Origin of the sequence: Pseudomonas sp. BN102 (assembly GCF_029871245.1) — a bacterium.
Taxonomy (GTDB): Bacteria; Pseudomonadota; Gammaproteobacteria; order Pseudomonadales; family Pseudomonadaceae; genus Metapseudomonas.
Genome location: NZ_SSON01000075.1, coordinates 339561 through 358064, shown reverse-complemented (window position 1 = coordinate 358064; position 18504 = coordinate 339561). Strand labels below are relative to the sequence as shown.

The following is an 18504-nucleotide window of genomic DNA, read 5'->3' as shown; positions in this document are numbered from 1 at the left end:
TATCGGCGGGATAGCTGGAGCCGAATGCGGCAAATCCCTAGAATCCCCCGCATTCCCGAAGGAGACGATTCGATGCTGTTGGTGATTTCCCCCGCCAAGACCCTGGACTACGAGACCCCGCCGGTCACCCCGCGGCACACCCAGCCGCAGTACCTGGACCACGCCCAGGAGCTGATCCAGCAATTGCGTGAACTGAGCCCGGCGCAGATCGCCGAGCTGATGCACCTGTCCGACAAGCTCGCCGGCCTCAACGCCGCGCGATACGGCAGCTGGCACCCGGACTTCACGCCGGCCAATGCCAAGCAGGCCCTGCTGGCCTTCAAGGGCGACGTCTACACCGGCCTCAACGCCGAAGATTTCAGCGAAGCCGATTTCGACTTCGCCCAGCAGCACCTGCGCATGCTCTCCGGCCTCTACGGCCTGCTGCGCCCGCTGGACCTGATGCAGCCCTACCGCCTGGAAATGGGCACCAAGCTGGCCAACGCCCGCGGCAAGGACCTCTACGCCTTCTGGGGCGAGCGCATCAGCGGCTGGCTGAACGAAGCGCTGGCGACCCAGGGCGACGATATCCTGCTCAACCTCGCCTCCAACGAATACTTCAGCTCGGTGAAGCGCAAGGCGCTGAATGCGCGGGTGATCGACACCGAGTTCAAGGACTTGAAGAACGGCCAGTACAAGATCATCAGTTTCTACGCCAAGAAAGCCCGCGGCCTGATGGCCCGCTACGTGATCAAGGAACGCCTGCAAAACCCGGAAGGGCTGAAGGACTTCAACTACCAGGGTTATCGCTACTCGGCGGAGCATTCGAGGCCCGACAGCCTGGTATTCCTGCGGGACGAGCCGCAGGAGTGAGCCCACAGAAACCCCGCCCTATGGCGGGGTTTTCTTTTGCCATGTCTTCGTAAAGCGTGGGACCCGGCGCAAAAGCAGTAGGGTGGGCCTCAGCCCACCATCGGAGGTCAGCGTGGGTAAAGCCCACCCTGCGCGGCTCCCCTTTCCTTTGCAGTGTGTAGGGTGGACCACGCTTTATCGGTCCACCATGGCGGCCTGGTTCGACGGCCAAGGTGGATATGAAGAGCGATATCCTCCCTACATTTTGAATTCGCCCTCGAAGTGATCCATCAGAATGCTCATGCCGGCACCGGGCCATGTTCCGGTACGTTCGTTCCGTGCCACTTAATGGCCACTGTTAATTCCAATATCACTTCAAGATCAAATAGCCGGCACAACTACGCCTTTGATACTGGCCAACTTGAATCCAGATAGTGGCCAAGTTGCAAAATGCAATCACCGATAAATTGCAATTTGCACTGCCCGGAACTTTTCTGCAAAGCCTCCGCTCTTAGGTTGCCCTCAACGCGGAATCAGGACCCCCATAGTCAAAATTTTGCAATAAAGCAAATCGGGGACGAACGGTAGGAACTATCCGAAAAGACAGACACTCATACCCCCGTGACCTAATTCCTCACACCATTTTTCCGGTGTGATTTCAAACTGCCTTGATATCTATCGGTGCACAGCCGAGGGGTGGTCTTTATCTGGCGAAAGCCAAACAAGTTAACTGAGGAGAACCGCAACAAACTCGACCTACTGGACAAAACCAACGAGCCAGAGCCCTTGCGGCGATCAGCTCAGGACTCTACCCGGGCAAGCGTTACTAAATGCCCAGTTCAGGCGCCCTAACTTTGGCGTCCGGTATTACTCATGCCTGTGCACTGCAAAGTTGCGCTCTGCAACATAACAGTGCAAACGGAAGTGACATTAACGTCACATATTAAACAGCGTGCTGAATGGACGAGGTGAATACGATGCGTATCAGCATCTTTGGTTTGGGCTATGTTGGTGCAGTATGCGCCGGCTGCCTCTCTGCTCGTGGTCATGAAGTTGTCGGCGTAGACATTTCGCAGACCAAAATCGACCTGATCAACAATGGCAAATCCCCCATTGTCGAGCCCGGTCTGGAAGAACTCCTGCAACAAGGCGTGAAGACCGGCCGCCTGCGCGGCACCACCGATGTCGCCGCTGCCGTGCGCGATACCCAGGTGTCTTTCATCTGCGTCGGCACGCCGAGCAAAAGGAACGGCGACCTTGAACTGGACTACATCGAAGGCGTCTGCCGCGAGATCGGCTTCGCCCTGCGCGACAAGTCCGAGCGCCACACTGTTGTGGTGCGCAGCACCGTGCTGCCGGGTACCGTGAATAACGTAGTCATCCCGATTATCGAAGACTGCTCCGGCAAGAAAGCGGGCGTCGATTTCGGCGTCGCGGTGAACCCCGAGTTCCTCCGCGAAAGTACCGCGATCAAGGACTACGACTACCCGCCCATGACTGTCATCGGCGAGTTGGACAAGGCCTCCGGCGACCTGCTGGAAACCCTGTATCGCGAACTGGACGCACCGATCATCCGCAAGGCCATCGAAGTGGCCGAGATGATCAAGTACACCTGCAACGTCTGGCACGCGGCCAAGGTGACCTTCGCCAACGAGATCGGCAACATCGCCAAGGCGGTCGGCGTCGATGGCCGCGAAGTGATGGATGTGGTCTGCCAGGACAACAAGCTGAACCTGTCCAAGTACTACATGCGCCCGGGCTTCGCCTTCGGCGGTTCCTGCCTGCCCAAGGACGTGCGCGCACTGAACTATCGCGCCACCTCCCTGGACGTCGAGTCGCCGCTGATCGGCTCGCTGATGCGCAGCAACGCCTGCCAGGTGCAGAAGGCCTTCGAGATCATCGCCGGCCACGACAAGCGCAAGGTTGCCCTGCTCGGCCTGTCCTTCAAGGCCGGCACCGACGACCTGCGCGAGAGCCCGCTGGTGGAACTGGCCGAGATGCTGATCGGCAAGGGCTATGACCTCAGCATCTACGACCGCAACGTCGAGTACGCCCGCGTCCATGGCGCCAACAAGGACTACATCGAGTCGAAGATTCCCCACGTGTCCTCGCTGCTCGACAGCAACTTCGATGCAGTGGTCGACAAGGCCGACATCATTGTCCTGGGCAACCGCGACGAGCTGTTCGCGCCGCTGGCCCAGCAGGCTCCGGTCGGCAAGCAAGTGATCGACCTGGTGGGCTTCATGCCCAAAGGCACCCACGGCAACGCCGAGGGTATCTGCTGGTAAGCGCCCTGCCCCCTCCCCTCTCGGGAGGGGGCACGCCCAACACGACCAGGACGATTCCCCCTATGGACAAAATCAAGCATGGCCTGCTCGAAGCCTCGGGCTGGCTGTTCTACCTCCTCGCGCTGATGCTGCTGGCACTGGCATTGCCCAAGTCCGTGTTCGACCCGGATTCCAAGCACTTCCTGCTGCTGATCGGCGTGGTGGGCATCTGGCGCTATTCCATGGGCGCCCTGCACTTCGTGCGCGGCACGCTGTTCCTGTACGTCGTCTACCCCTGGTACAAGCGGCGTCTGGCCAAGCTCGGCAGCGCGGCGGACCCGTCCCACGTATACCTGATGGTGACCAGCTTCCGTATCGAGGCGCTGACCACCGCCATGGTCTACCGCTCGGTGATCCAGGAAGCCATCGACTGCGGCTACCCCACCACCGTCGTCTGCTCCATCGTCGAGCTGTCCGATGAGCTACTGGTGAAGAACCTCTGGACCAAACTGGCGCCGCCGGCGCGGGTCAAGCTGGACTTCGTGCGCATTCCCGGTACCGGCAAGCGCGACGGCCTGGCCTACGGTTTCCGCGCCATTTCCCGGCACCTGCCGGCGCCTGACGCGGTAGTGGCGGTGATCGACGGCGACACGGTGCTGGCCGAAGGCGTGGTGAAGAAGACCGTGCCCTGGTTCAAGCTGTTCCCCAACGTCGGCGGCCTGACCACCAACGAGTTCTGCGAGGTGCGTGGCAGCTACATCATGAGCGAGTGGCACAAGCTGCGTTTCGCCCAGCGCCACCTCAACATGTGCTCCATGGCACTCTCCAAGCGCGTGCTGACCATGACTGGGCGCATGTCGGTGTTCCGTGCCCGGGTAGTGACCGACCCGCACTTCATCGCCGACGTCGAAAGCGACCACCTGAACCACTGGCGCCTCGGCCGCTTCCAGTTCCTCACCGGCGACGACAAGTCCAGCTGGTACAGCCTGATGCGCCTGGGCTTCGACACCTTCTACGTGCCGGACGCCGCGATCAACACGGTCGAGCACCCGCCGGAGAAGAGCTTCATCAAGGCCAGCCGCAAGCTGATGTTCCGCTGGTACGGCAACAACCTGCGACAGAACAGCCGCGCCCTCGCGCTGGGCCCGAGCCGCCTCGGCTGGTTCACCACCATCGTGCTCAACGACCAGCGCCTGTCCATGTGGACCTGCCTGCTGGGCCTGGCCGTGGCCATCATCGCCAGCCTGAAGTACAGCATCGCCTACCTGCTGGTGTACCTGTTGTGGATCGGCCTCACCCGTCTGGTCCTGACCTTGCTCCTGAGCATTTCCGGCCACCGGATCGGGCCGGCCTATCCGTTGATCCTCTATTACAACCAGATCGTCGGGGCCCTGGTGAAGATCTACGTCTTCTTCCGACTGGACCAGCAGTCCTGGACCCGCCAGAACACCAAGCTCAACCGTGACCTCGCGAGCTTCTCGCGCTGGTTCAACACCTGGTCCTCACGCGCCATGACCTTTTCCGCAACCAGCGTATTCATCGCCACGCTGCTGGCGATCGTGTGAGCACAAGGAACCTGACAGGAATCGAAGCCATGAATACAGCCGTCAATCTCAATGTGGTCCATGAATCCGAAGCCCAGCGCCAGCATGCGCGGGTGAAGATCCCCGGCAAGATCCGCTACATCGCCCGTGGCGAACGCTTCGAGGCGTCGCTGCTGGACGTCTCCGCCGGCGGCTTCGCCTACACCGGTGGGCGCTCCGGTGCCGCGATCGGTGACCACCACAGGGGCCGCCTGATGTTCCAGATCGACGGCCTGAGCCTGGGCCTGGACATCGAGTTCCAGGTGCGCGCCGTGGACGCCCGCCACGAGCGCATCGGCTGCGTGTTCCACAACCTGCAGCCGCGCGACATCGCTACTCTGCGCTACCTGATCAGCGCGCACCTCTCGGGCGAGCTGGTCAGTGCCGGCGACCTGCTCAACACCCTGCAGCGCGAAAACTTCACCAAGGCCCGCAAGAATGGCGCGGGTGGTGGCATGAGCGCGCTCGGGCGCCTCAAGGCGGTCTCCCTCAGCCTCGGCATCTTCGTGGTCGGCCTCGGCGCCTTCGGTTACATCGCCAAGTCCCTCTACGGCCTCTATTTCGTCACCCACGCCGACTCGGCGATGGTCGCGGTGCCCGCCCTGCAGGTCACCATGCCTCGCGAAGGCACCGTACAGAGCCTGGTAGGCCCCGATGTCGCGGTTGAGAAGGGCGCGCCCATCGCCTCCTTCTCCGCCACCATGCTGGAGATGCTCAAGGGCCACCTGACCGACAGCCAGCTCTCGCCGGGCAACGTCGAGGACCTCTTCGGCAAGCAGATGAAGGGCACCCTCACCAGCCCCTGCAACTGCAAGATTTCCCGCCAGCTGGTGGCCGACGGCCAATTCGCCAGCAAGGGCGACGTGATCTTCGAACTGGTGCCCCAGGACACCCAGGCCACCGTGCAGGCGCGCTTCCCCTTCCGCAACATCGCCCAGGCCAGACCCGGCGCTCGCGTGAGCTTCCAGGTGGCCGGCGAAGACGTGGTGCGCCACGGCAAGATCGTCAGCAGCAACCTGCACGACGGCAGCATGTCCGCCGACATCCGCGCCACCATCCAGCCCGACGAGCCGCTGCCCAGCACCCTCGCCGGCCAGCCGGTGGAAGTCAGCGTCGAACGCGGCCCGTCCTTCGACTGGCTGATCAACCGCGCGCTGGCCGCAGGCTTCTAAGGAGGGCTCGACCATGGCCCATCACGCCTCCCCCATTCTGCTGCTGGCCGCGGCCGTGACCCTGGCCGGCTGCGCCGGCCTGCCCGACGAGCGCCTCGCTTCCGAGGCGCTGAAACGCGGCGACAGCGCCACCGCCGAGCAGAACTTCCGCCAGCTTGCGGAACTCGGCTACGCCGACGCCGCGGTCGGCCTGGCCGACATGCAGGTGGCCAGCGGTGACCCCGCGCAGTTGCAAAAGGCCGAGCAGACCTACCGCCAGGCCATGGACCAGTCGCCCCGCGCCAAGGCGCGCCTGGGCAAGCTGCTGGCACGCAAGGCCGAGCTGAGCCAGGCCGAACGCCGCGAGACCGCGCAGCTGCTGGAAGAATCCTTCCAGGCCGGCGAGGAAAGCAGCCTGCTGCCGCTGGTGATGCTCTACCTGCAGTACCCGCAGGATTTCCCATCGGTGAACGTCCCGGCGCGCATCGCCCAATGGCGCGCCGAAGGCCATACCCAGGCCGAGCTGGCACAGATTGTCTTCTATCGCACCCAGGGCACCTACGATCAGCACCTGGCCGAGATCGAGCAGATCTGCACCCGCAACCTGGCCCTGGCCGACGTCTGCTATGTCGAACTGGCCACCGTCTACCAGAAGCAGGGCAACAGCGATGCCCAGCAGAAGTTGCTGGATGGCCTGATGGCCGGTTACCACGCCGGACGCATCCCCGCCCTGCGGGTGGAGTCGGTGGCCCAAGTGTTGGCCGACGCCGACCTCGGCAAGCCCGATGAAGGCAAGGCCCAGGAGCTGCTGGAAGCAGTGGCCCCGACCTATCCCGCCGCCTGGGTCAGCCTGGCCAAGCTGCTCTACGAATACCCGGCGCTCGGCGATACCGAGCAGATGCTGGGCTACCTGGAAAAGGGCCGCGCCGCCTCCCTGCCCCGCGCCGAACTGCTGCTCGGCCGCCTCCACTACGAAGGCAAGCTGGTGCCGCTGGACCCGAAGAAGGCCGAGCAGCACCTGCAGAAGGCCGCCCCCACCGAGCCCAGCGCCAACTACCTGCTGGGCCAGATCTACCTGCGTGGCTACCTGGGCGACATCGATCCGGACAAGGCCCTGACCCACCTGCTCGCCGCCGCGCGCAGCGGCCAGATCAACGCCGACTTCGCCCTCGGCCAGATGTATTCCCAGGGCAAGGGCGTAAGGCCCAACCCGGTCAACGCCTACGTATTCAGCCAGCTGGCACTGCCCAAGAACACGCCGCAGGCCCTCGAGCTGGCGCGGCTGGTGGAGCAGCAACTGTCGCCGGCCGACCGCGCCCGCGCCGAACAGCTCCTGCGCGAAGAGCGCGAGGTGCGCGGTGCGACGGTGCAGGGCGCGGCCCAGATGCAAGCCATCCAGACCCAATAAGGACAACTACCGACCATGAAATTGAAACCCTGGATCAGCGCCGGCCTGGGCCTGACCCTGCTCTCCGCGAGCATCGCCCACGCTGCTCAGAACGATGGCAAGAACTTCGGCCTGGACGTGAAGATCACCGCCCAGTCCGAAGACGACCGCGACCTCGGCACCCGCGACGGTGGCGACGTCGAGGGCATCGGTCTCGACCTGCGCCCCTGGGCCTATGGCGAGCGCGGCGAATGGAGCGCCTTCGCCATGGGCCAGGCGGTCACCGCCACCGACATCGTCGAGACCGACACCCTGGAGTCCGGCGATATCGAGTCCGACTCCAGCCAGCGCAACGACGGCCGCGAGCCGGACAAGAGCTACCTGGCCCTGCGTGAATTCTGGGTCGACTACGGCGGCCTCACCGCCTATCCCGGCGAGCACCTGCGCTTCGGTCGCCAGCGCGTGCGCAGCGAGGAAGGCACCTGGTGGGACACCAATATCGAGTCCCTGCGCTGGACCTTCGACACCACCCTGCTGCGCGCCCACGCTGGCGTCGCCGAGCGCTTCAGCGACTACCGCACCGATATCGACGAGCTGGCGCCGGAAGACGAGGACCGCCAGCACTTCTTCGGCGACATCTCCACCCAGTGGCGACCCGGTCACTGGGTCGGCGCCAAGCTCCACCACAGCCGTGACAGCGGCGACCTGCCGGACGTGGGCGAGGAAGTCGACGAACTGTCCAAGCGCACCACCGGCGACCTCACCTGGCTGGGCCTGGAAGCCGACGGCGGCTTCTTCGACCGCCGCTCCACCCTGCCGCTCAACTACTGGGCCCAGGCCACCTGGCTGACCGGCGACGTGGACGAGCTGGAACAGACCACCCTGGGCAACCAGAGCATCGCCAGCGGCTCGCGCAACGTCGATGTCGACGCCTGGGCCCTGGACCTCGGCCTGCGCTGGACCATCGACGAGCAGTGGAAGGTCGGCGGCGCCTACGCCCGTGGCAGTGGCGGCGGCGATGACGACAGCTCCGAACAGTTCCGCCAGACCGGCCTTGAGAGCAACCGCTCCAACTTCACCGGCACCGAGGCACGCATGCACCGCTTCGGCGAGGCCTTCCGCGGTGAGCTGAGCAACCTCCAGGTGGCCAGCGCCTTCACCTCCTGGCAGATGGGCGAGGACTACGACGCGAGCCTGGTCTACCACCGTTTCTGGCGCGTCGACGACAACCAGGACGTGGGCCAGAGCGGGATCATCGCGCCGCTGGAAGACGGCGAGAAGGACATCGGCCAGGAAGTCGACCTGGTGGTCACCCGCTACTTCAAGCAAGGCCTGCTGCCGGCCTCCATGGCCGAGCACCTGGACGAGCGTTCGGCCCTGGTGCGCCTGCGTGGCGGCGTGTTCAAGCCGGGCGATGCCTATGCCAGTGGCACCGACTCGCTGATGCATCGCGCCTTCGTCGACTTCATCTGGCGCTTCTGATGGACGTCCGGCGCATGGGAGGAACAGCCATGAAACGCAGCATGGGAACCACATTGCTGGCAAGCGGCGTCATGCTTGGCGCCCTGCAGTTCGCCGCGCCCTGGGTCCAGGGCGCCGAGCCGACCCAGGAGCTCAAGGAAACCAAGAACTACACGGTATCCACCGCGCCGGCGGAACAGCTGCACCTGGAAACGCCCAAGCTGCCGGACATGTCCGGCTACACCGCCCAGGCGGTGGAAGCGAAGATCGATCGCAAGACCCGCGGCCGCGTGGTGGTCAAGCGCATGCTCCAGCAGGATGCGCTGAAGGACTTCATCGGCGGCGACGAGCGCCTGCGCGAATGGGTCAAGCGCCAGCAGGCCATGCCCCAGGCGATCTTCATCGAGGGCGGCTACGTGACCCCGGAAGACTTGGCCAAGGCCCTGCCCGACAGCCAGTTCAGCGAGACCGAGCCGGGCGTCTACCTGGCCCGCCTGCCGCTGGTGGTGGGCCACGATGCGAGCCTGGAGATCGGCAAGGCCACCAAGGACTTTCGCCTCTCCCAGGAGCGCGGCGCCTTCCTGGTCAACGACGGCAAGCTGTTCATCACCGGCACCAGGCTCACCGCCTGGCGCGAGCAGGACAAGGCCCCGGCCTCGTTCCGCAAGCCCGACGAATTCCGTCCCTTCCTGGTGTCCTGGGGCGGCAGCGAGCTCTACATAGTCGGCAGTACCGTCACCAGCCTCGGCTACGACAACTCCAAGTCCTACGGCGTCTCCATCACCCAGTACACCCCGGGCCAGGCCAAGCGCCTGAAGCGCAAGGCCCCCACCGGCTGGCTGCTGGATTCGGAGTTCGTCGACCACTGGTACGGCTTCTACTGCTTCGAGGCGGAGAACGTGGTGATCAAGGGCAATACCTACCGCGACAACATCGTCTACGGCATCGACCCGCACGACCGTTCTCGCGGCCTGATCATCGCCAACAACACCGTCTTCGGTACGAAGAAGAAGCACGGCATCATCATTTCCCGTGAGGTGGATGACAGCTGGATCGTCCACAACAAGAGCTACGACAACAAGCTCTCGGGCATCGTCATCGACCGTAACTCGATCAACAACCTGGTGGCCTGGAACGAGGTCTACCAGAACCATGCCGACGGCATCACGATCTACGAGAGCTCGAACAACCTGCTCTGGGGCAACAAGGTCCTCAACAACCAGCGCCACGGCATCCGTGTGCGCAACAGCGTGAACATTCGCCTGTACGAGAACCTCTCCGCGGCCAACGGCCTGACCGGCGTGCTTGGCCACATCAAGGATCTTTCCGACACCGACCGGAACATCGCGCTCGACCCCTTCGACACCAAGGTCTCGATGATCCTGGTCGGCGGCAAGCTCGCCGGCAACGGTTCCAGCCCCCTGTCCATCGACTCGCCGCTGTCGGTCGAGCTGTACCGAGTGGAACTGCTCGCCCCGAGCAAATCCACCGGCATCAGCTTCGCCGGCATCCTGGGCGAAAAGCAGGACGAAATCCTCGACCTGATGGTGCGCCGCAAGCAAGCGGTGCTGATCGACCCCGTCGAAAGCCAGGCCGAACTCCAGGATTGAGGTACGAGATCATGCAAAGACTTTCCCGCAAATGGTTCACCCCCTCCGCTCTGGCCGCCGCCCTGCTGGCGTGTGCCAGCGGCGCCCAGGCCGCTCCGCAATACAGCGTGCAGCGCACCGCACCGCTCTGCGCGGTCGCTCAGAACCCGGCCAGCTACAACACCAAGTACCTGAGTTTTTTCACCACCTTGGTACAGGGCCAGGGCGACTGGCTGTTCCGGACCCAGTACGACCTGCGCACCGACTTCGGCACCACGCCCTATGGCTGGAGCGAATTCCGCCGCCTGCACGATGCGCTGAAGGCCAAGGGCGTCGAGCTGATGGTGGTCTACCAGCCGACCCGTGGCCTGATCAACCGAGAGAAGCTCACCCCGGAAGAGAAGGCCCACTTCAACTACGACCTGGCGAAGAAGAACTACCTGGCCGCTGTTGCCCAGTTCCGCAAGGCCGGCATCTGGGTCACCGACCTCTCGCCGCTATTCGACGAGAAGGGCGTAGGCACCGACTACTACTTCAAGGCCGACCACCACTGGACCCCGGCCGGCGCCGATCGCACCGCCAAGCTGGTGGCCGAGACCCTGAAGCAGATCCCCGGCTTCGACGCCATTCCGAAGGTGGAGTACGAGAGCAAGGTGGTGGGCCTGCTGCCCAAGGCCGGCACTCTGCACAAGACCGCCGCCCAGCTCTGTGGCACCGGCGGCTACGCCACCCAGTACGTCGACCGCTTCGAGACCGAGGCAGCAGGCGGTGGTGGCGGCGGCGACAGCCTGTTCGGCGACGAGTCCAACCCGAAGGTGACCCTGGTGGGCACCAGTAACAGCGGTCCGGCCTACAACTTCGCCGGTTTCCTGCAACAGCACAGCGGCGCCGAAGTGCTCAACATGGCGGTCAGCGGCGGCGGCTTCGAGAGCGCCCTGATGCAGTACATGAGCAGCAAGGAATTCCACGAGAACCCGCCCAAGGTGCTGATCTGGGAATTCGCCACCCACTACGACATGGGCCAGGCGAGCTTCTATCGCCAGGCGTTGCCGATGGTGAACAACGGTTGCGAAGGCCGCCCGGCGCTATTGAAGAACAAGGTCAAGCTCAAGCCCGGCGCCAACGAGGTGCTGGTCAACGGCAAGGGCGCGCCGCTGCGCGACCTGCGCGGCCGCGACTACCAGGTGGACCTGCGCCTCAGCGATCCATCGATCCACGAGCTCAAGACCACCATCTGGTACCTCAACGGCCGCCGCGAGAACTTCAAGCTGGAACAGAGCGACCGCATCGACACCGGTGGCCGCTACGCCTTCGAACTGCGTAACGATCCGGATTGGGCCGACCTGAACATGCTTGCCCTGGAAATCCACAGCCCCGAACAGATGCCCCAGGACCTCAGCGTCGAGGTGAGCCTCTGCGCACGTCCCGGCAAGGGCGGGGCAAACCTCACGGCGAAGGCCGAGTGAGGAAGGAGGTATCCATGAACACCAGACCCTGGCTGATCGCTCCCCTGCTCGCGGGCATCCTGCTCGCCGGGCAGAGCCACGCCGCAAACCTGGTTCCCCCCCGGGGCTACTATGCCCCGGTGGATGTCGACGCCAAGTCCGGCGGCAGCTGCAAGGCACCACCAGCGCCCTACACCGCCAAGCTGGAATTCCGCAGCAAGTACGAAGGCTCCGACAAGGCCCGCGCCACGCTCAATCCGAAGGCGGAAAAGGCCTTCCGCGAGAAGACCGCCGACATCACCGAGATGGAGCGCGGCATCAGCAAGATGGTCATGGAGTACATGCGCGAAGGCCAGCGCACCCAGCTCGAATGCACCCTGCAATGGCTGGGCAACTGGGCCCAGGCCAACGCCCTGCTCAGTACCCAGTACAACCACACCGGCATGTCCATGCGCAAATGGGCTCTGGGCAGCATGGCCTCGGCCTACCTGCGCCTGAAGTTCTCCGAGTCGCAACCGCTGGCCCCCTACCGCGCCCAGACCCAGGTGATCGAATCCTGGTTCTCGCGCCTGGCCGACCAGGTGGTGCATGACTGGAGCGACCTGCCGCTGAAGAAGATCAACAACCACTCCTACTGGGCCGCCTGGTCGGTGATGGCCACCGCCGTGGCGACCAACCGCCAGGATCTCTTCGACTGGTCGGTGGCGCAGTTCCGCGTGGCCGCCGGCCAGGTGGACCGGGACGGCTTCCTGCCCAACGAACTCAAGCGCAACCAGCGCGCCCTCGCCTACCACAACTACAGCCTGCCGCCGCTAGCGATGATCGCCAGCTTCGCCCAGGCCAATGGCGTGGACCTGCGCGAGGCGAACGACGGCGCCCTGCGTCGCCTCGGCGAGAAGGTGATCGCCGGCGTGGATGACCAGAAGGCCTTCGACAAGAGGACCGGCAAGGACCAGGACATGAGCGAGCTGAAGAAGCACTCCAAGTTCTCCTGGCTGGAGCCCTGGTGCTCGCTCTACTCCTGCTCCGCCAAGACCGTCGAGTGGAAGGACGAAATGGGTCCCTACAAGACCTTCCGCCTCGGCGGGGACGTAACCCAGGTGTTCCACCCGAAGAAGGAAGGGGGAAGCTAACGCCGCACTCGGACAGCCCCTCTCCCGCTTGCGGGAGAGGGGAAAAAAACGCCCCCGCCCCAACGTGGCGGGCCTGAAATCAAACGTTCAATGGAGAGACTCGGATGGTCTTTTCTTCAAACGTGTTCCTGTTCCTGTTCTTGCCGATTTTCCTCGGCTTGTACTACCTGGTCGGGACACGCTATCGAAACCTGCTGCTGCTGGTCGCCAGCTACATCTTCTACGCCTGGTGGCGCATCGACTTCCTGGCGTTGTTCGCCGTGGTCACGGTGTTCAACTACTGGATCGGGCTGCGCATAGGCGCGGCCGGGGTGCGCACGAAGACCGCGCAGAAATGGCTGCTCCTCGGCGTGGCGGTGGACCTCTGCGTCCTCGGCTACTTCAAGTACGCCAACTTCGGCGTCGACAGCCTCAACGCCATCGTCTCCTCGTTCGGCATGGAGCCTTTCGTGCTCACGCACATCCTGCTGCCGATCGGGATTTCCTTCTACGTCTTCGAGTCCATCAGCTACATCATCGACGTCTACCGCGGCGATACCCCGGCCACCCGCAACCTGGTGGACTTCGCCGCTTTCGTGGCGATCTTCCCGCACCTGATCGCCGGCCCGGTGTTGCGCTTCAAGGACCTGGTCGACCAGTTCAACCACCGCACCCACACGGTGGACAAGTTCGCCGAAGGCTGCACCCGGTTCATGCAGGGTTTCATCAAGAAGGTCTTCATCGCCGACAGCATCGCGCCCATCGCCGATCACTGCTTCGCCCTCTCCGACCCGACCACGGGCGATGCCTGGCTCGGCGCCCTGGCCTACACCGCGCAGCTGTACTTCGACTTCTCCGGCTACAGCGACATGGCCATCGGCCTCGGCCTGATGATGGGCTTCCGCTTCATGGAGAACTTCAACCAGCCCTATATCAGCCAGTCCATTACCGAGTTCTGGCGGCGCTGGCACATCAGCCTCTCCACCTGGCTGCGCGACTACCTCTACATCAGCCTCGGCGGCAACCGCGGCACCACCTTCCAGACCTACCGCAACCTGTTCCTCACCATGCTGTTGGGCGGGCTGTGGCACGGTGCCAACTTCACCTACATCATCTGGGGTGCCTGGCACGGCGCCTGGCTGGCCATCGAGCGCGCCCTCGGCGTGAACGCCGCGCCGCGCGCGATCCAGCCACTGCGCTGGGCCTTCACCTTCCTGCTGGTGGTGATCGGCTGGGTGATCTTCCGCGCCGAGAACCTGGATGTGGCCTGGCGCATGTATGCCGCCATGTTCAGCTTCGGTGACTGGCAGCTCTCCGAACTCAACCGCGCCCAGCTCACCAGCCTGCAGATCGCCACCCTGCTGCTGGCCTACGTGGTGCTGGCCATCTTCGGCATCCGCCAGTTCTACGCCCAGCCGCTGGCCGGCGCGCCCAAAGCCAAGGCGAAGGAAGAAGACGATGGCATCGCCATCAACGCCGACGGCAGCGCCGCGCTCACCGGCAGCCGCGTGAAGCTTGGCGCCCTCGCCTTCCACGCCGCCGTGCTCCTGCTGTTCGCTGCCTCGGTGCTGAAGCTCTCGGCGCAGAGTTTCTCGCCCTTCCTGTACTTCCAGTTCTGAGTGGAGCCGACCGTGAACAGAACCCTGAACCTGCTCTACATCCTGCTCTTCTGCGGTCTGCTGCTTGCGCTCAGCCTGTGGTCCATGCGCGCGGTGTTCGGCTTCTCCGTGGCCAAGGAAACCAGCGTGCTGGACGGCAAGCTGGCCCTGGCCTTCGAGAAGAACTACGACAAGGAATTCCCGGTCAAGCAACTGGGTACCAATCTCTGGGCCCTGCTGGACTTCAAGCTGTTCGGCGAAGGCCGCCAGGGCGTGGTCATCGGCCAGGACGGCTGGCTCTACTCGGACGAGGAGTTCGACCCGGTGGCCGACGGCGCCCGCCACGTGCGCGACAACCTTGCGCTGATCGGGGGCGTGCGTGACGAACTGGCGCGGCGCAACGTGGAACTGGTGCTGGCGATAGTGCCGTCCAAGTCGCGGCTCTACCCGGAGCATGTCGGCGAAGCCACGCCCACCGCCCTGCGCCAGGACCTCTACCAGCGCTTCCGCGGCGTCGCGCGCAAGGCCGGGATCATCGCCCCGGACCTGCTCGCCACCCTCGAGGAGGCGAAGAACCAGGGCCAGGTCTTCCTGCGCACCGACACCCACTGGAGCCCGCTGGGCGCCGAAGTGGTGGCCGGTCGCCTGGGCCAGGTCGTAGGCAAGACCATCGACCTGCGCGGCACTCCCCAGCAGTACGTCACCGAAGCCCAGGGCAATGAGGACTACAAGGGCGACCTGACCCGCTTCCTGCCCCTGGACCCGCTGTTCGAGAACCTGATGCCGGCCCCGGACCAGCTGCAGAAACGCGCCACCCGCAGCCAGGCGGATGCCGCCGCCGGTGACGACGCCCTGTTCGCCGAGAACGAAGTGCCGGTGGTGCTGGTGGGCACCAGCTACAGCGCCAACGACAAGTGGAACTTCGCCGGTGCCCTGCGCCAGGCGCTGCAGCGCGACCTGGTGAACCACGCCGAGGATGGCCAGGGCCCGATCCTGCCGATGCTCAAGTACCTGCAGAGCGACGAACTGAAGGACGCCGCGCCGCAACTGGTGATCTGGGAATTCCCCGAACGCTACCTGCCGATGCAGAGCGACCTGTCCGACTTCGACCCCGAATGGGTCGCCAGCCTGCGCAAGGGCGCGGCCGGTGACGAACGCCTGGCCTCGCGCTCGGGCAACTGAAGAATCCCCCTCGCAAAGGGGAAAACAGGGCCGGATACGGCCCGTTCAAGAGAGAAGATGGAGGTACACCTCATGACCCGACAGAACAACCGCCGCTGGAAGTCGTATGCGTGCGCCCTGGTGCTCGGCCTCGGCGCGCTCCAGGCCAATGCCGATGAAGGTGGCCTGTACGGCCCGAAGGCGCCCAAGGGCTCCGCCTTCGTCCGCGCCTATAACGCCGGCAGCAGCGAACTCAGCGTCAATGTCGGCAACACCGCGCTGACCGACGTGCCGCCGCAGGGCTCCAGCGACTTCAAGTTCCTCCCGGCCGGCAACTACAGCGCCCAGGTCGGCAGCGGCAACCTTTCGGTGAAGCTGGAAGCGGACCGCTACTACACCCTGGTCAACCAGGCCGGCAAGGACCCGCAACTGGTGGAAGAACCGGCCTTCAAGAACAAGCAGAAGGCCCTGCTGCGGGTGCAGAACCTCTCGGACGCCAAGCTCACCCTGAAGACCGCCGACGGCAAGACCCCGGTCGTCGAGGAAGTGGCCCCGCAAGGCCGCGGCGAGCGCGAGATCAACCCGGTGAAAGTCGGCCTCGCCCTGTTCGACGGCGAGCGCAAGGTCAGCGACCTGAAGCCGGTCTCCCTGCAGCGCGGCGAAGTGGTCTGCCTCTACATCACCGGCAGCGGCGGCAAGCTCTCTCCGGTCTGGGTCAAGCGCCCGACCGAATCCTGAGCAGCGGTAACGAAACACTAGCCGGCGCGGGCTGAACCGCGCCGGCCCCACCTGCCACGCAGAGGGCGGGAATAAGAAAGAAATGTGATCGATGGAAGCAGCGCCCCAAACCCATGACAGTTCTAGGAGAAACACCATGATTCCCGTGATCCTCTCTGGCGGTAGCGGCTCTCGCCTCTGGCCTCTTTCGCGTAAGCAGTATCCCAAGCAGTTCCTCGCCCTCACCGGCGACCAGACCCTGTTCCAGCAGACCCTGCAGCGCCTGAACTTCGAGGGCATGCAGCCGGCAGTGCTGGTGGCCAACCAGGATCACCGCTTCATCGTCCAGGAGCAGCTCGACGCCATCGGCCTGCAGGCCCAGGCCATGCTGCTGGAGCCCTTTGGCCGCAACACCGCGCCGGCGGTGGCCATCGCCGCCATGCAACTGGTGGCCGAAGGCCGTGACGAGCTGATGCTGGTGCTGCCGGCCGACCACGTATTGAAAGACCAGAACGCCTTCGAGCAGGCCCTGGCGCTGGCCGCCAGCGCCGCCGAGAAAGGCGAGATGGTGCTCTTCGGCGTTCCCGCCGAGCGCCCGGAAACCGGCTACGGCTACATCCGCAGCAAGAGCGACGCCGTCCTGCCGGACGGCATCAGCCGCGTCGCCCAGTTCGTCGAAAAGCCGAACGAGGCCCTCGCCCGCCAGTACGTCGAATCCGGCGACTATTTCTGGAACAGCGGCATGTTCCTGTTCCGCGCCAGCCGCTTCCTGGAAGAGCTCAAGCAGCACGACGTGGATATCTACGACACCTGCCTGCTGGCCCTGGAGCGCAGCAAGCGCGACGGCATCGCGGTGAGCATCGACTCGGCCACCTTCGCCTGCTGCCCGGACAATTCCATCGACTACGCGGTGATGGAGAAGACCGAGCGCGCCTGCGTGGTGCCGCTGTCCGCCGGCTGGAACGACGTGGGCAGCTGGAGCTCGATCTGGGAAGTGCACGACAAGGACAAGAACGGCAACGTCACCAAGGGCGACGTGGTGGTGCAGGACAGCCACAACTGCCTGGTGCACGGCAACGGCAAACTGGTGTCGGTGATCGGCCTGGACGACATAGTGGTGGTCGAGACCAAGGACGCCATGATGATCGCCCACAAGGACCGCGTGCAGGACGTGAAGAAACTGGTCAACACGCTGGACGCCGACGGCCGCAGCGAAACCCAGAACCACTGCGCCGTGTACCGTCCATGGGGCTCCTACGACTCCGTGGACATGGGCGGCCGCTTCCAGGTCAAGCACATCACCGTCAAGCCCGGCGCGCAGCTCTCGCTGCAGATGCACCACCATCGTGCCGAGCACTGGATCGTGGTCTCCGGCACCGCCCAGGTGACCTGCGACGACAAGGTGTTCCTGCTCACCGAGAACCAGTCCACCTACATCCCGATCGCCTCCGTGCACCGCCTGGCCAACCCCGGCAAGATCCCGCTGGAGATCATCGAAGTGCAGTCCGGCAGCTACCTCGGCGAAGACGACATCGAGCGTCTGGATGACGTCTACGGCCGCGCCCCGCAGAGCGCGACCGTGCACAGCATCGCCCGCTAAAGCTGGTCCTCGGCTGTAGGAGCCAGCTTGCTGGCGAACGGGGCAACCCTTCGCGAGCAAGCTCGCTCCTGCACTGCCCTCAGCGGCCCTGAACGCTCTGCTAGCATGGGAAGCCTCAAGGAGGTTTCCCAATGCTTATCGGCGCCATCCTCTTCCTGACCTGGCTGGTCCTGCTGGTGCGTTACCCGGCCAAGGCCCTGTCGCTGTCCCTCTCGGCCGTGCTCGGCGTAGTCCTGATCGCCCTCTGGGTGCTCTGGGAAGAGCAAAGCGAAGAACGCCGCTTCGCCCGCCTGACAATCCAGCTCAGCTACAGCCCGCAAAGCTGCCCCGCCGACCGCCCGCTGGCCATCCAGATACGCAATGGTGGCGACGCCACCCTGCGCGACTTCGCCTGGCAAGTGCAGGCCTTCCGCCCCGGCGACACCATCAACCTGGCCCAGGCCAGCTACGATCACCCGCGTTACCTGGGACCCGCCGAAATCCAGCCCGGCGCCCAATGGCAGGATTGCCTTTCCCTGCCGCCCATTCGCCAGGGTTATCGCCCGCAATCCCTGGAGTTTCGCGCCGCCGGTTTGCGTGGCAAATTCGTCGACTGAAGCCCC

Annotated in this window: 14 protein-coding genes; all 14 read left to right on the top strand. The window is 64.5% G+C overall.

Annotated features, from left to right (window positions below; genetic code table 11):
* Nucleotides 1-72 precede the first annotated feature (72 nt).
* The 14 genes from yaaA (at nucleotide 73) to E8F12_RS22845 (ending at nucleotide 18498) form a co-directional block, all read left to right on the top strand.
* The gene (gene yaaA / locus E8F12_RS22910; RefSeq protein WP_280327457.1) at nucleotides 73-852 is read left to right on the top strand and encodes a peroxide stress protein YaaA; all 780 of its coding nucleotides are present in this window, start codon (nucleotides 73-75) and stop codon (nucleotides 850-852) included.
* A gap of 956 nt (nucleotides 853-1808) precedes the next feature.
* Complete coding sequence (gene algD, locus E8F12_RS22905) at nucleotides 1809-3119, top strand: GDP-mannose 6-dehydrogenase (protein ID WP_280327456.1); 1311 nt, start codon at nucleotides 1809-1811, stop codon at nucleotides 3117-3119.
* A gap of 62 nt (nucleotides 3120-3181) precedes the next feature.
* Nucleotides 3182-4663 (top strand): mannuronan synthase, encoded by a 1482-nt coding sequence (gene alg8, locus E8F12_RS22900; protein ID WP_280327455.1) that lies wholly within the window; start codon nucleotides 3182-3184, stop codon nucleotides 4661-4663.
* A 29-nt stretch (nucleotides 4664-4692) separates the two neighbouring features.
* On the top strand, nucleotides 4693-5853 hold the full coding sequence (locus tag E8F12_RS22895; protein WP_280327454.1) for an alginate biosynthesis protein Alg44: 1161 nt from the start codon (nucleotides 4693-4695) through the stop codon (nucleotides 5851-5853).
* Between the two features lie 13 nt (nucleotides 5854-5866).
* Nucleotides 5867-7240, top strand: a complete 1374-nt coding sequence (algK, locus tag E8F12_RS22890; RefSeq protein WP_280327453.1) for an alginate biosynthesis TPR repeat lipoprotein AlgK — start codon at nucleotides 5867-5869, stop codon at nucleotides 7238-7240.
* Nucleotides 7241-7255: 15 nt separating this feature from the next.
* On the top strand, nucleotides 7256-8701 hold the full coding sequence (locus E8F12_RS22885; protein ID WP_280327452.1) for an alginate export family protein: 1446 nt from the start codon (nucleotides 7256-7258) through the stop codon (nucleotides 8699-8701).
* Between the two features lie 29 nt (nucleotides 8702-8730).
* A complete protein-coding gene (gene algG / locus E8F12_RS22880; RefSeq protein ID WP_280327451.1) occupies nucleotides 8731-10290 on the top strand; it encodes a mannuronan 5-epimerase AlgG in 1560 nt (519 codons plus the stop codon).
* Between the two features lie 11 nt (nucleotides 10291-10301).
* Nucleotides 10302-11735 carry an alginate biosynthesis protein AlgX gene (locus tag E8F12_RS22875; protein WP_280327450.1) on the top strand — a complete coding sequence of 478 codons (1434 nt, stop codon included), beginning with the start codon at nucleotides 10302-10304 and terminating at the stop codon, nucleotides 11733-11735.
* 14 nt (nucleotides 11736-11749) lie between these two features.
* The gene (locus E8F12_RS22870; protein WP_280327448.1) at nucleotides 11750-12847 is read left to right on the top strand and encodes a mannuronate-specific alginate lyase; all 1098 of its coding nucleotides are present in this window, start codon (nucleotides 11750-11752) and stop codon (nucleotides 12845-12847) included.
* 104 nt (nucleotides 12848-12951) lie between these two features.
* Nucleotides 12952-14445: an MBOAT family protein gene (locus tag E8F12_RS22865; protein WP_280327447.1), complete on the top strand. Its 1494-nt coding sequence runs from the start codon at nucleotides 12952-12954 to the stop codon at nucleotides 14443-14445.
* Between the two features lie 12 nt (nucleotides 14446-14457).
* Nucleotides 14458-15606: an alginate O-acetyltransferase gene (locus tag E8F12_RS22860; RefSeq protein ID WP_280327446.1), complete on the top strand. Its 1149-nt coding sequence runs from the start codon at nucleotides 14458-14460 to the stop codon at nucleotides 15604-15606.
* A gap of 72 nt (nucleotides 15607-15678) precedes the next feature.
* The gene (locus E8F12_RS22855; protein WP_280327445.1) at nucleotides 15679-16323 is read left to right on the top strand and encodes an alginate O-acetyltransferase AlgF; all 645 of its coding nucleotides are present in this window, start codon (nucleotides 15679-15681) and stop codon (nucleotides 16321-16323) included.
* Nucleotides 16324-16459: 136 nt separating this feature from the next.
* Nucleotides 16460-17902 (top strand): mannose-1-phosphate guanylyltransferase/mannose-6-phosphate isomerase, encoded by a 1443-nt coding sequence (locus E8F12_RS22850; protein ID WP_280327444.1) that lies wholly within the window; start codon nucleotides 16460-16462, stop codon nucleotides 17900-17902.
* Nucleotides 17903-18033: 131 nt separating this feature from the next.
* The gene (locus tag E8F12_RS22845) at nucleotides 18034-18498 is read left to right on the top strand and encodes a multidrug transporter (RefSeq protein ID WP_280327443.1); all 465 of its coding nucleotides are present in this window, start codon (nucleotides 18034-18036) and stop codon (nucleotides 18496-18498) included.
* Nucleotides 18499-18504 lie beyond the last annotated feature (6 nt).